The sequence below is a fragment of the Gemmiger sp. genome (assembly GCF_036306485.1).
Taxonomy (GTDB): domain Bacteria; phylum Bacillota; class Clostridia; order Oscillospirales; family Ruminococcaceae; genus Gemmiger.
The window spans coordinates 1-13,024 of sequence record NZ_JAXJZK010000021.1; the positions used below are offsets into that span (position 1 = coordinate 1).

The 13,024-nt window shown below is 64.4% G+C and carries 14 protein-coding genes and 1 tRNA gene; 8 read left to right on the forward strand and 7 right to left on the reverse strand.

Annotation, left to right across the window (positions count from 1 at the left end; translation table 11 throughout):
- The first annotated feature begins 6 nt into the window (after positions 1-6).
- Positions 7-83: transfer RNA gene (locus tag U0L91_RS04925), tRNA-Asn, on the forward strand.
- A gap of 100 nt (positions 84-183) precedes the next feature.
- Here the strand turns inward: U0L91_RS04925 and hypE are convergent.
- From hypE to hypA, 6 genes are read right to left on the reverse strand one after another with little or no spacing between them, the layout of a single operon-like run.
- Complete coding sequence (gene hypE / locus U0L91_RS04930) at positions 184-1,185, reverse strand: hydrogenase expression/formation protein HypE (RefSeq protein WP_481804516.1); 1,002 nt, start codon at positions 1,183-1,185, stop codon at positions 184-186.
- A 20-nt stretch (positions 1,186-1,205) separates the two neighbouring features.
- Complete coding sequence (gene hypD / locus U0L91_RS04935) at positions 1,206-2,318, reverse strand: hydrogenase formation protein HypD (RefSeq protein ID WP_330045105.1); 1,113 nt, start codon at positions 2,316-2,318, stop codon at positions 1,206-1,208.
- On the reverse strand, positions 2,308-2,532 hold the full coding sequence (locus U0L91_RS04940; protein ID WP_330045106.1) for a HypC/HybG/HupF family hydrogenase formation chaperone: 225 nt from the start codon (positions 2,530-2,532) through the stop codon (positions 2,308-2,310). The genes hypD and U0L91_RS04940 overlap by 11 nt, the downstream gene beginning before the upstream one ends.
- Before the next feature lie 18 nt (positions 2,533-2,550).
- The gene (gene hypF, locus U0L91_RS04945; protein ID WP_330045107.1) at positions 2,551-4,803 is read right to left on the reverse strand and encodes a carbamoyltransferase HypF; all 2,253 of its coding nucleotides are present in this window, start codon (positions 4,801-4,803) and stop codon (positions 2,551-2,553) included.
- Positions 4,800-5,465, reverse strand: coding sequence for a hydrogenase nickel incorporation protein HypB (hypB, locus tag U0L91_RS04950; protein WP_330045108.1), 666 nt, complete (start codon positions 5,463-5,465; stop codon positions 4,800-4,802). Before hypB ends, hypF begins: the two co-directional genes overlap by 4 nt.
- A gap of 2 nt (positions 5,466-5,467) precedes the next feature.
- Positions 5,468-5,809, reverse strand: coding sequence for a hydrogenase maturation nickel metallochaperone HypA (hypA, locus tag U0L91_RS04955; RefSeq protein ID WP_330045109.1), 342 nt, complete (start codon positions 5,807-5,809; stop codon positions 5,468-5,470).
- 210 nt (positions 5,810-6,019) lie between these two features.
- Here hypA and U0L91_RS04960 point away from each other — a divergent pair, with 210 nt between their 5' ends.
- The 7 genes from U0L91_RS04960 (at position 6,020) to U0L91_RS04990 (ending at position 11,695) form a co-directional block, all read left to right on the forward strand.
- Positions 6,020-7,912, forward strand: a complete 1,893-nt coding sequence (locus U0L91_RS04960) for an NADH-quinone oxidoreductase subunit 5 family protein (RefSeq protein WP_330045110.1) — start codon at positions 6,020-6,022, stop codon at positions 7,910-7,912.
- On the forward strand, positions 7,909-8,772 hold the full coding sequence (locus tag U0L91_RS04965) for a respiratory chain complex I subunit 1 family protein (protein WP_330045111.1): 864 nt from the start codon (positions 7,909-7,911) through the stop codon (positions 8,770-8,772). Before U0L91_RS04960 ends, U0L91_RS04965 begins: the two co-directional genes overlap by 4 nt.
- Before the next feature lie 19 nt (positions 8,773-8,791).
- A complete protein-coding gene (locus U0L91_RS04970) occupies positions 8,792-9,235 on the forward strand; it encodes an NADH-quinone oxidoreductase subunit B family protein (protein WP_330045112.1) in 444 nt (147 codons plus the stop codon).
- Between the two features lie 2 nt (positions 9,236-9,237).
- Positions 9,238-9,585 carry an NADH-quinone oxidoreductase subunit C gene (locus tag U0L91_RS04975; RefSeq protein ID WP_317401894.1) on the forward strand — a complete coding sequence of 116 codons (348 nt, stop codon included), beginning with the start codon at positions 9,238-9,240 and terminating at the stop codon, positions 9,583-9,585.
- Between the two features lie 4 nt (positions 9,586-9,589).
- On the forward strand, positions 9,590-10,669 hold the full coding sequence (locus U0L91_RS04980) for a hydrogenase large subunit (RefSeq protein ID WP_330045113.1): 1,080 nt from the start codon (positions 9,590-9,592) through the stop codon (positions 10,667-10,669).
- Between the two features lie 7 nt (positions 10,670-10,676).
- The gene (locus U0L91_RS04985) at positions 10,677-11,087 is read left to right on the forward strand and encodes a 4Fe-4S binding protein (RefSeq protein WP_330045114.1); all 411 of its coding nucleotides are present in this window, start codon (positions 10,677-10,679) and stop codon (positions 11,085-11,087) included.
- A 128-nt stretch (positions 11,088-11,215) separates the two neighbouring features.
- Complete coding sequence (locus U0L91_RS04990) at positions 11,216-11,695, forward strand: pyridoxamine 5'-phosphate oxidase family protein (RefSeq protein WP_336647821.1); 480 nt, start codon at positions 11,216-11,218, stop codon at positions 11,693-11,695.
- A gap of 62 nt (positions 11,696-11,757) precedes the next feature.
- On the opposite strand, the gene U0L91_RS04995 is transcribed toward U0L91_RS04990, so the two are convergent.
- Positions 11,758-13,020, reverse strand: coding sequence for an L-cysteine desulfidase family protein (locus U0L91_RS04995; protein WP_330045115.1), 1,263 nt, complete (start codon positions 13,018-13,020; stop codon positions 11,758-11,760).
- Positions 13,021-13,024 lie beyond the last annotated feature (4 nt).

A 13,024-nucleotide genomic window follows, 5' to 3' on the forward strand; every position in this document is an offset into this window, starting at 1 on the left:
ACACATTGCCCCATAGCTCAGTTGGTTAGAGCACCTGACTGTTAATCAGGGTGTCGTCCGTTCAAGTCGGACTGGGGCAGCCAACAGACGGTAAAGCAGATTGCTTTGCCGTTTTTTTATTTTTATCCGGCAAACAGCAAAAAAGAGGGAACCGCCCGGGAAGGCGGTTCCCTCTTTTTGTTTTCAGCAGATGCGGGGCAGCTGGGCGCCGGTGAGCTTGCCCAGAATCCGGCTGCCGCCCAGAGCGGTGTGCAGCACCACCCTGCCCGGGCGTCCGGTGCCCACGGTGCCGATGCGGCAGGCACCCTCGCCCCCGGGCAGAGCGCGCAGCGCCGCCAGCACGGCATCGGCGGATTCGGGGGCCGTCACGGCCAGCATCCGGCCTTCACAGGCCGCGTACAGCGGGTCCAGCCCCAGCAGGTCGCAGGCAGCCATGACGGGGGCATCCACCGGAATGGCATCCTCCTGCAGGTCAATGCACAGCGGTCCGCCCTCGACAAACTCGTTCAGGGTGGTGGCCACGCCGCCCCGGGTGGGGTCCCGCATCAGGTGCACCTCGCCGGCCGCCAGCGCAGCAGCGCTCAGCTCGTGCAGGGGGCGGCAGTCGCTGCGCAGCTCGCCTTCCATCGGCAGCTCGCCGCGGGCCATCATCACGGCGGCGCCGTGGCAGCCCACGCTGCCGCTGACCAGCACCGCATCCCCGGGGCGCAGGGCCCTGCGGCCCAGGCCCGGGGCACGCAGCACCCCGATGCCCGCCGTGTTGATGTAGAGCCCATCGGCGCCGCCCCGTTCGACAACCTTGGTGTCTCCGGTGACGATCTGAACCCCGACCTCCTTGGCGGTGCGGGCGATGGAATTCACCACCGTGCGCAGATCGTCGGTGGGCAGACCCTCCTCCAGAATCAGGGAAAGGCTCAGGTAGAGCGGTTTTCCTCCCGCCATGCACAGGTCGTTGACGGTGCCGCAGACCGCCAGTTTGCCGATGTCCCCGCCCGGGAACTTCCAGGGCGTGACCACAAAGCTGTCGGTGGAAAACACCGGTCTGCCGCCCAGGTCGGGCAGCACAGCCCCGTCGCCCAGATCGTTGAGGGCGGCGTTGCCGAAAGCGGGCAGCAGAATCTCGTCAATGAGTTCGGCGGTGCGCAGACCGCCGCTGCCGTAATCCATCGTAATGATCTCTTGCATTGCTTGCATCTCCTAACGGTTCAGTCCGCGGGGCGGTATTTCCAGGCGGCGGCACAGGCCCCTTCGCCGGACACCATGCAGGGCCCGACCGGGTCCTCGGGACGGCATACCTTGCCGAACAGCGGGCACTGTTCGGGGTGCAGCACGCCCCGGATGACCGATCCGCACCGGCAGCCCGGGGGCTCGGTCCCCCGGCGGCGGCACAGGCCGTACCGGGCGGCGGCATCATAGCGGGCGTATTCGGGACGCAGCGCCAGGCCGCTGTCCGGGATCTCGCCCAGGCCTCGCCACAGACTGTCCGCCGGCCTGAAGACCGCGTCCGCGGCGGCCCGGGCGGCGGCATTGCCGCCCGCAGTCACCAGCCGGGAATACTCGTTTTCCAGCGCGGGGGTTCCGTCGCACACCATCCCCACCAGCCGCCAGACCGAATACAGCACATCCCCGGCCTCAAACCCGCTGACCACGGCGGGCAGACCGTATTCCCGGGGCAGGAACCCGAAGGCATCCGCCCCCGTGACAACCGCCACATGGCCGGGACAGAGCAGCGCATCCACGCCGCAGTCCGGCGCATTCAGCAGCGAGCGCAGCGCCGGTTCGGTGCGCTTGAGCAGGCAGAACACCGAAAAGTTGTCCAGGCCGCTCGCGGCGGCATCCAGCACACAGGCGGCGGTGCCGGGGGTGGTGGTCTCGAACCCCACGCCCAGGAACACCACCTCCCGGTCGGGGTTGGCCCGGGCCAGGTCCACCGCATCGGCGGCGGAATAGACGGTGCGCACATCCGCCCCGGCGGCCCGGCGATGCAGCAGGGTATCTCCCCGCAGACTGCCCGGCACCCGCATCAGGTCGCCGTAGGTGGCCACGATGAGGCCGGGCCGTTCGCACAGCTCGAGTGCGGCGTCGATGTCCCCGGCGGGCGTCACGCAGACCGGACAGCCCGGGCCGGAGATCAGCTCCACCCCGGGGGCCAGCAGGCTGCGCAGCCCCGCCTTGGCGATGGCCATGGTGTGGGTGCCGCAGATTTCCATGATGCGCACGGGGGCACGGTCTGCGGTGCGGCGGCGGATATCCTGTACCAGCTGCGCGGCGCCGTCCGGGTTGCGGAAGGCATTCAGCCAGGAAGCATCACAGGGCATGGATGGCCTCCTGGATACAGGCCAGATTTTCCGAAGCCTGTTCGGGGGTCAGCCTCTCAATGGCAAACCCGGCATGGACCATCACATAATCCCCCACCGCGATGTCGGGCAGAAAATCCACCCGCACCTTCTGGGTCAGGCCGGCGGCCTCCCCCACGGCGTGTTTTCCGTCCCCTTCCAGAGAGACGATCTTCAACGGAACTGCAAGACACATACAGCAACCCTCCCGAAATCAAAAAGCAGCGGACAGCCCGGCCGCCCCGATGGCCAGCTGTCCCAGGGCCAGCCCTTCGTCGGAGGGACTGACCCGCTTGTGGGAATACACGCGGTACCCGGCGCCTTCCAGCAGGGCGGTGACGCCCTCCAGCAAGGCCCGGTTCAGAAAAACCCCGCCCGAAAGCACGACCGGCAGCCGGTCCGGGTTCAGTGCCCGGCACTGGTCCAGCGCCATGCGGCACAGCGCCTGCTGGAACCCCGCGGCCAGGGCGGCGGCCGTGGTGCCGGCGGCTTTTGCCGTGCAGAGCGCGCGGATCAGCGGACGGGTGTCAAACCGGCGCACGCCGTTCTCCTCGTAGTAGGCGGGAAAATACACATCGGCCGGGGCGGCTCCCTCGGCCAGGGCCTCGAGCAGGGCCGGAGCCTGGCCGTCATAGCCGGCGTCGGTCCGGCCGGTGAGCAGAGAATATACCCCGTCGAACAGCCGCCCCATGCCGGAGGACTGTGGGCAGCGGTAGCCGCTGCGCAGCAGTGCCGTCACCCCGCCCCGGCGGGCGAAGTCGGGGGCCGCTTCGGGGCATCCGGCGTCGAGCGCCAGGGACAGGGCGGTGCGGCCGATCACGATGACGCAGGCGTCGCCGCCCGGCAGCGCCGTCGGGCGGATGGACCCCACCCGGCGATACCCGCGGCAATCCCCCAGCAGACATTCCGCGCCCCAGATCTGGCCGTCCTCCCCGAGGCCGGTGCCGTCCCAGATCAGGCCGAACACCGGGCCGTCCAGACGGTTGTCCACCATGCAGGCGGCCATGTGGGCCCAGTGGTGCTGGACCTGACGCAGCGGCAGATGTTCCCGCTTTGCCATCTGTTCGGCCTCCCGGGTGGAGGCGTAGTCGGGATGCAGGTCACACACGAGGGCGGCAGGCTGCAGCCCGAACAGGTGCAGCGCGCCGGTCAGGGCGGTGCGGTAGTGGTCCAGCGTCTCGGCGTTTTTGAGATCGCCGATGTACTGGCTCATAAAGGCATGGCGGCCCCGCCCGGCGGCAAAGGAGCCTTTCTGTTCCGCCCCGAATGCCAGCACGCCGCTCACATCGCGGTCGAGCAGCAAAGGCTGCGGGGCATATCCCCGGCTGCGGCGGAAAAACACTGGTGCCCCCCGCCAGACCATCGCGAGCGAATCGTCACAGCGGTTGGCGATGGGACGGTCGTGGAGCAGGAAGCCGTCCGCAATGCCCCACAGGGCAGACAGGGCCTCGCTGTTATCGATGAGCACCGGGCAGCCCGGACGGTTGGCGCTCGTCATGACGAGCAGGTCCGGCCCGCCGCAGGTTCCGTCCAGCAGCAGGATGTGCAGCGGCGTATAGGGCAGCATGACCCCCAGCCGGGCGGTGGCACTGAGCCAGCACTGCCCGGCCGGGTCCCGTTTGGGCAGCAGCAGGATGGGACGGCGGGGACTTTGCAGCAGAGCGGCCTCGGCATCGGTCACATCACAGAGCCGGGCGGCGGCGGAAAGATCCCGGGCCATGAGGGCCAGCGGCTTTTCCGGCCGGTGCTTGCGGCGGCGCAGCCGGGCCACGGCGTCGGGGCTGTCTGCCCGGCAGGCCAGATGGATGCCCCCCGTGCCCTTGACCGCCACGATCTTCCCGGCGGCAAGGGCTTCCTGTGCCAGGGCGATGGGGTCCCCCGCGCAGGGGCGGCCGTCGGCGTCCAGGTAGACGGCCCGGGGACCGCACACCGGGCAGCAGTTGGGCTGGGCGTGGTAGCGGCGGCTGTTGATGTCGCGGTACTCGGCCGCGCAGTCGGGGCACATCGGGAACCCGGCCATCGTGGTGGCGGGGCGGTCATAGGGCAGACGCCAGATGATGGAAAACCGGGGCCCGCAGTCGGTACAGTTGATGAAGGGGTAGCGGTACCGCCGCCCGCCGGGATCGTTCATCTCCCGCAGACAGGCGTCACAGGGCGCCAGGTCGGGGGAAACGAGGGTGGCCGCCTCCCCTGCCGCACTGGGCAGGATTGCAAAGCCGGTTTCCCCGGTGGCGGGGATGTCCTCGGTACGGATTTCCTCCAGGACCGCCAGCGGCGGCGGGTCGGCGCGCAGGGTGCGCAGGAACTCGTCCAGCGCGGCCGCGGGGCCTTCCAGCTCGAGTTCCAGCCCGGCGGCGGTGTTGCGGCCCCATCCGCTCAGCGAAAGGCGGGCGGCCAGCCGGTGAACGAAGGGGCGGAACCCCACCCCCTGCACAATGCCCTCGATCAGGAGATGCCGGCGGATCATGCGTCGGCCGCCAGAGCGGCGCGCACCTTGCCGGCGATGTGGGCGGCCAGTTCGTCCAGGCCGTCGCCGGTGCGGCTGGACACCCGGAACATCGGGCCGTCGGGGTTGACGCCCTTGTAGTCGGCGGCCACCCGATCCACGTCAAACTCAAAATAGGGCAGCATATCGCACTTGTTCAGCACCAGGCAGGAGGTGTCGGTGAACATCAGCGGGTATTTGGCCACCTTGTCGTCGCCTTCGGGGATGCTCAGCACCGTGATGCGGAAATTCTCCCCGATATCGAACTCGGCCGGGCAGACCAGATTGCCGATGTTCTCCACAAACAGCACGTCCAGGCTGTCCAGGTCAAAGTCCGGCAGGATGTGCTGGATGCTCATGGCCTCGATATGGCAGGCGCCGTCGGTGTTCAGCTGCACCGCCGGAATCCGGAGCGCCGCGATTTTTTCGGCATCAATCTGGCCGGTGATGTCACCCTCGATGACGCCGATGGAGAATTCCTCCCGCAGACGGGCGATCAGGGCGGTGATCAGGCTGGTCTTGCCGGCTCCCGGGCTGCCCATGACATTGATCAGGCAAACCTTGTGCCCTTTCAGGGTGCGGCGCACCTCGGCGCTGACATCCTCGTTCCATTCCATGACCTGATGCAGGACTTTGATTTCCATATTCAGTCTACCTCCAGACTCTCTACCATAAATTCCTTTCCCGAAAGCCGCTTGAGCCGCAGACTGCCGCAGTACGGGCAGGCAATGTGGGCGCGGTCAATCTCGCCTTCCCGCCCGCAGTCCCGGCACAATACCTTGAGCGGCACCGTGGTGACCCGGATCCTGGCCCCTTCGGCGGGGGTGCCTTTTGCCAGCACGTCCAGATACATCTGCACGCACTCCGGCACCACGCCGGAAAAAGGCCCCATCCGCAGCCGGATTTCGCGGATATGCGATGCATGCTGCTCGGCGGCTGCCTGCAGCGAGATTTCCAGAATGCTCTGGGTGATGGACAACTCATGCACGGCATACCCCTCCTTTGCCGTAAATGGACGAAAACGGCGGAACTGCTCCGCCGTACCCCCTCATTGTAGCACCATCCGACACAAAAATCCATACAAAGAAATGGTCTTGTAAAATGTCTTGTAAAACAGAAATGAGAGGACTATAATGAAAGAAAATTGTCAACAAATCTGGTAGATTGTCAGGATTTGTCCCACGAGGAGGCTGTTTTTATGGCAATCATTCCAATTTTGATCGCATGGCCCGCGCTGATGGCCCTGGTGATTCCCTGTATCCGGGATTCCCGTGTCCGCGGCAGGGTTGTCTATCTGGGGGCCGGTGTCGTCATGGCATTGGCCGCCTTTTTGCTTGCTGCCTGGCTGCGGGGCGGGGGCGGCATCATTGACCTCTGCGGTGAGGTCCCTCTGATCGACCACCTGATGCTGGCCGGTGAATTCGCCTTAATGATTCTCATTGTGGTGCTGAGCATCCGGTATAAAAAGTATCCGGTCGTGCTGCTCTCGGTGGGTCAGACGGGGCTTCTGGCCTGGTCGGAACTGACCCGCCCGGTGCAATCCCCCACCCATCTGCGGCTGGACTGCCTGTCCATGCTGATGATCATGATTGTCGCCCTCGTGGGCGGCTTGATCTGCATCTACGCCGTGGGGTATATGAAAGCCTATCACCACCATCATACCGAGTACCGGGACCGCAGCGGCTTCTTCTTCTCGATGCTGTTCTTCTTCCTGGCGGCGATGATCGGCCTGGTTCTGGCTGAGAATCTTGTCTGGATGTACTTTTTCTGGGAGATCACCTCGGTCATCTCCTTCCTGCTCATCGGCTACACCCGCACCGAGGAAGCCGTCAACAACAGTTTCCGCGCGCTGTGGATGAACCTGCTGGGCGGCCTGGGCTTTGCGATTGCCATTGTGGTGGCGGCCCACACCCTGGGCACCGTGCAGCTCAATGAACTTGTGGCCGCAAAAGCTACCATCCCGGTGGTTCTGCTGGCTTTTGCAGGCCTGACCAAGTCGGCGCAGCTGCCCTTCTCCTCCTGGCTGCTGGGCGCCATGGTGGCACCCACGCCCTCGAGCGCACTGCTGCACAGCGCCACGATGGTCAAGGCCGGCGTGTACCTGCTCATCCGTCTGGCTCCCGCCATGGCGGGCAACATGACCGGCATGACCGTGGCGTTCATCGGCGGCTTTACCTTCATTGCGGCCAGCATGATGGCCATTGCCCAGAACGACGGCAAAAAGGTGCTGGCGTTCTCGACGGTGTCCAACCTGGGCCTGATTGTGGCCTGCGCGGGCATCGGCGCCGAGGAGACCATCTGGGCTGCGGTGCTTCTGATGATCTTCCACTCGGTCAGCAAATCCATGCTGTTCCAGGCCGTCGGCTCCATCGAGAACAGCCTGGGCTCCCGTGACATTGAGGACATGCACGGTCTGCTGCTGCGTCTGCCCCGGCTGACCTACATCATGGGCATCGGCATTGCGGGCATGTACCTGGCGCCTTTCGGCATGCTGATCTCCAAGTGGGTGGCGCTGCGGGCCTTTGTGGACGCGGGCAACTACCTGCTGGTCATTTTCCTGGCGTACGGCAGCGCCACCACCATGCTGTACTGGACCAAATGGCTGTGCAAGCTGGTTTCGCTGCACCACACCAAAGTCCAGGTCACCGATGTGACCCGCAAGGACCAGTACCTCTCGATGTACATCCATGCCGCGGCCACCCTGGGCCTGTGCCTGCTGTTCCCGCTGGTGTCCTCCCGGGTGGTCACCCCGATCATCCAGGAACTGTACGGCGCCGCCCATGAAGTGCTGTCCATCAGCGTCCTGACCACCATGGCCATCATGCTGGTCAGCGTGCTGTTTGTTCCGTCGCTGATGTTCCTGCTCACCCGTTCGGCCCACCGCGACTACGTTCCCATCTATATGGGCGGCGTCAACGAGGGCGACAACACCTATTTTGTCAACAGTTTCGGCAAGCCGGAACATCTGTATCTGAGCAACTGGTACCTGCGGTTTGAGTTCGGGCGCCGGCGCCTTATGCGGCCGGGCGTCATTGTCTCGGCGGGGGTTCTCATCGTCATGCTCTGTGTGATCATAGGAGGTGCGGTATGATGGCGGTCGTTTCCGTTTTGGCATATCTGCTGCTGGCGCCGCTGGTGGGCGGCCTGCTGGACGGGCTGGACCGCCGGGTCAGCGCCCGGATGCAGGGACGGCAGGGTCCGCCGATGCTGCAGCCTTTCTATGACCTGAAAAAACTGTTCTCCAAACAGATGATCGCCGTCAACAGTGTGCAGATGCTGCTCAACCTGAGTTATCTGGTCTTTCTGGCGGTGGCCGGTTCGCTGCTGTTTGCCGGCGCGGACATCCTGATGTGTCTGTTCATCCTGTCCACCGCCGACATGTTCCTGGTCATGGCGGCCTCCAGCGACTCCTCCCCCTTCGCCACCCTGGGTGCCGGACGGGAGATGATCCAGATGATGGCCTACGAACCCCTGACCCTGCTGATGGCCGTGGGCTTCTATCTGGCCACCGGCAGCTTCCATGTGGGGGATATCATCCGGATGCCCTACAGTGCCGTGCTGACCATGCCGGGCTTCCTGCTGGGGTTCATGTTCATCACCGCCATCAAGCTGCGCAAGTCGCCCTTTGACCTGTCCACCAGCCACCATGCCCATCAGGAGATGGTCAAGGGCATCACCACCGAGATGGCCGGTCCCACCCTGGCCGTGATGAACATTGCCGAATACTACGAGATGGTGCTCATGCTGGGCATTGTGGCGCTGTTCTTCCTCAACGAGCACTGGTGGAGCTGGCCCATCGCGATTGTGGCCTGTCTGATCGTGTATCTGCTGGAAATTCTGTGGGACAATGTGGCCGCCCGCGTCAAGTGGCGTACCCTGCTGGACAGCTGCTGGGTGGTCACCCTGCTGACCGGCGGGCTCAACGGCCTGATTCTCATGCTGGTACGCTGAGGAAGGGAGCAAAACTACCATGAAGAAACTTGCAAAATCCCCTTGGCTGCTGCACTATGACGCCAGCAGCTGCAACGGGTGTGATATTGAGGTACTGGCCTGCACGACACCCAAATACGACATTGAGCGGTTCGGCATCATCAACACCGGCGACCCCTTCCAGGCCGACATCCTGCTGATCACCGGCGGCGTGAACGCCCAGTGCGAGCAGGTGGTGCGTCAGCTGTACGAACAGATGCCCAACCCCAAAGTCGTGGTGGCGGTGGGCATCTGTGCCTGCACCGGCGGCGTGTTCAAGGACTGTTACAACATCAAGGGCGGCATTGACACGGTGATTCCGGTCGATGTGTATGTGCCCGGCTGTGCGGCACGGCCCCAGGCCATCATTGACGGCGTGGTCAAAGCGCTGGAGATCCTCGAGGACAAGCGCCGCAATTACGCAGAGAAAAAGGAGGAAGGCTGACGATGGAATCTGCCAACACGATCGAGCCCATCACCATGGCGGAGTTCATGCCGCAGGTGATCCGCTTCAAGATGGACGGCTGGCGTGTGGTGCAGCTCTGCGCCGCCCGCCTGCCCGACGGCTATGAGCTGAGCTACTCCTTCGCCAAGGGGTACGATATGCGCACCCTGCGCCTGACCATCGGCACCGACGACACGGTGCCCAGCATCACCCAGGTGTATCCCGGTGCCTTTTTGCAGGAAAATGAGGCCGCGGAGCTTTTCGGTGTAAAGATCGAGAGCATCCAGGGCGACTATCACGACAAGCTGTACCGCATCGCGCGGCCCACGCCGTTCAAGGAAAAGGGGTAAGACTATGGCAAAACGAAGCATTGTGCCGTTCGGTCCGCAGCACCCCGTCCTGCCCGAACCCATCCACCTGGATCTGGTTCTGGAGGATGAAGTGGTGGTGGAAGCGGTGCCCAGCATCGGGTTTGTCCACCGCGGACTGGAAAAACTGGTGGAAACCAAGGATTTCAAGGAATATGTCTACATTGCCGAGCGTGTGTGCGGCATCTGCAGTTTCGGCCACGGGCTGGGCTACTGCCAGACGCTGGAGAAGATCATGAACGTGGAGGTCCCGCCCCGGGCACGGTATCTGCGCACCATCTGGATGGAGATGAGCCGGATTCACTCGCATCTGCTCTGGCTGGGTCTGCTGGCCGACGCTATGGGCTTTGAGAGCCTGTTCATGGAAAGCTGGAAACTGCGCGAAAAGATCCTGGATATGTTTGACGCCACGACCGGCGGCCGGGTCATCTTCTCGGTGAACTGCATCGGCGGCGTGCTCAAGGACATGGACGAGACGATGCTCAAAAACATCGTGGACACCTGCAACGAGATGGAGAAGGAGCTCAAGCCCATCGCGGACACCTTCCTGCGGGACTACACGACCTGTTCCCGTCTGCGCGGGCTGGGCGTGATGACCCCCGAGCAAGCCACCCTCATGGGTGCCGTCGGTCCGATGCTGCGGGCCAGCGGCATCGCCTACGACGCCCGCAAGCTGGGCTATGCGGCCTACGATGAGCTGGACCTGGAACCCGTGACCGCCACCGACGGCGACTCCTACGCCCGGTGTGAGGTGCGTATCCGGGAGATCAGCCAGTCCTTTGACCTCATCCGCCAGGCGGCGGCCAAGATTCCGGCCGGTCCCATCGCCGTACCGGTCAAGGGATTCCCCCGCGGCGAGTACTTCACCCGGATCGAGCAGCCCCGCGGCGAGGCCATCTACTACGTCAAGGCCAACGGCACCAAGTTCATTGACCGGTTCCGTCTGCGCACCCCGACGACCAGCAACATCCCGCCGATGCTGGAGATGCTCAAGGGCTGCCAGCTGGCCGACGTGCCGCTGCTGATCCTGACCATTGATCCCTGCATCAGCTGTACCGAGAGGTGAAACCAAGATGGCATCATTGAAATTTCTTCCCTTTGCGGGCACGGCGCTGAAAAACCTGTTCAGCAAGCCGGTCACCACCGGGTATCCCTTTGAGCCTGCCCACTACCCCGAGCGCATGCGCGGGCATATCGAGATCGATATTGAATCCTGCATCAGCTGCGGCATGTGTGCCCGCAGCTGCCCGCCCGGCGCCCTGACGGTGGACCGGGCCGCCGGCACCTGGACCATCCAGCGGTTTGACTGCGTGCAGTGCGGCAACTGTGTGAATGTCTGCCCCAAGAAGTGCCTCAAGATGGCGCCCGGCTACACGACGCCGGACACCACCCGCCACAGCGACACCTACACCCGCACCACACCGCTGCCCAAACCGGCGCAAAGACCCGCCGCCCCGGCAGCGAAGCCCAAACCCGAAGCCTGATTTTCAAAGGACCGTGCCCCCGACGGGACACGGTCCTTTGTTCTGTCCCCGGCCGGAGAAATATCTTTACGCCGGGGCGGTTGTGTGGTAGGCTAAAGACAAACGGAATTGCAGAGGAGGGCGCATCCATGATCCCCATGAGAAGAAAAGACCGACAGATTACCGACCCCGACAAAATTGACGCCATCATCCGCGCCTGCGACTGCTGCCGCATCGGATTTGCGGATGAGGGCAGCGTCTATCTTGTCCCGCTGAGTTTCGGGTATGAAAAGACGGGGGAAACCCGGCGCTTCTACTTTCACGGCGCGCCGGAGGGACGGAAAATCCGGCTGATCGAGGCCGGGCATCCGGTCGGCTTTGAGCTGGATACCAAATATGAACTCCGGGAAGCCCCCGATGCCTGCGGCTACACCGCCGGCTTCCAGAGCGTGATCGGGACCGGGACCATCCGGCTGCTCGGCACCGAGGAGGAGAAAATCTACGGACTGCGCCGCATCATGGAGCACGCCACCGGAAAGGACGACTGGACGTTTCCCGAGGAGATGCTGCGCTGCACAGCGGTTTTCTGCCTGGAAGTGACCGAGCTCTCCTGCAAGGAACACACCTGACGGCGATTGCCGCCCGATACAACAAGACAGCCGGCCCCTTTGACAAGGGGCCGGCTGTCGTATTATTGCAGCATCAGCCGGATGATCTCGCGATCGGTCTCCCGCATACCTTCCTTGCCGATGTATCCGACGCAGCTGATGGTCTCGTCGGCGTCCTCGCGCAGGATGCCGTTGTGGGCGCCGTAGCTTCTGCCGGCCATGGCCAGGTTGTGGGCCAGCATGGCGGCATCCAGGCTGGCAGCAATCTTGGCGGCGCAGCTGGCTTTGGCGCCGTCGCAGATGATGCCGGGAATGTTGGCCAGCGTGTTGTCGATGGTCGCCTTGATCTGTTCGAGCGTGCCGCCGTCCAGGTAGGTGATGGCCGCCCCCGCCGCGCAGGAGGCGGACACCGCCCCGCAGAAGGCGCTGAGCTTGCCGATGTACTCCTTCTGATGCACGGTCAGCAGGCCCGAGAAGGCCAGCGCGCGGTACAGCCGTTCGGCCGGCAGGAAGTTCTCCCGCGCGTAGACGATGACCGGCACCGAGGAGGCAATGCCCTGGTTGCCGCTGCCCGAGTTGATGATGACCGGCATATCGCAGCCCGCCATCCGGGCCTCCGACGCGGCAGCCGCATAGGCGCGCATCCGGGTGAAGGTGCTGTCCGGGTAGGCGGTGCGCAGCATCCGGCCGATGCCGACGCCGTAGTTGCCGCTCATGCCCTCGTAGGCAATGTCCATGTTGCAGCGGATCTGCCGCTCAAAGATCGGGCGGATGGTCCCGAGCGGCACCGTGTCGGCATACTCCTTGATCGCGTCGATGGTCAGCCGGCTGCGGTCGGTCCGCTCCCCCTGCTGGCCCTCGCCGCCTGAAAAGACCGTCTCCCCGTTTTTGATGATGGAGACAATGTTGGTGTGGGCGTAGCGCACCTCGACGGACACGGTGTCGGTGCCGCGGGACAGCTCGACAAGGAAATGCAGCGGAATCTCGGAATCCAGGAATTCCACCGTGCAGTGCCCGGCGGCGATGAAGTCCGATGCCTGCTGACGGTTGGGCCCGGTGACGGATTCCAGCACTTCCATCCGGCGCTCGGCATCGCCGCCGAAGGCGCCCAGGCAGACCGCCGCCTCGATGCCGGTCATGCCGCCCGAATGGGGAATCTGCACGCAGCGCACATTCTTGATCATGTTGCCGCTGCACCGGGCCAGAATGCGGTCCGGGTCGGCGCCCAGCACCTCGCGGGCGCGGGCGGCCGCGTAGGCCAGCGCGATGGGTTCGGTGCATCCCATCGCCGGAACCAGTTCCTCGGTCAGGATGGCCGTATAGATCCGATAGAGTTCTTCAGTCATGGCA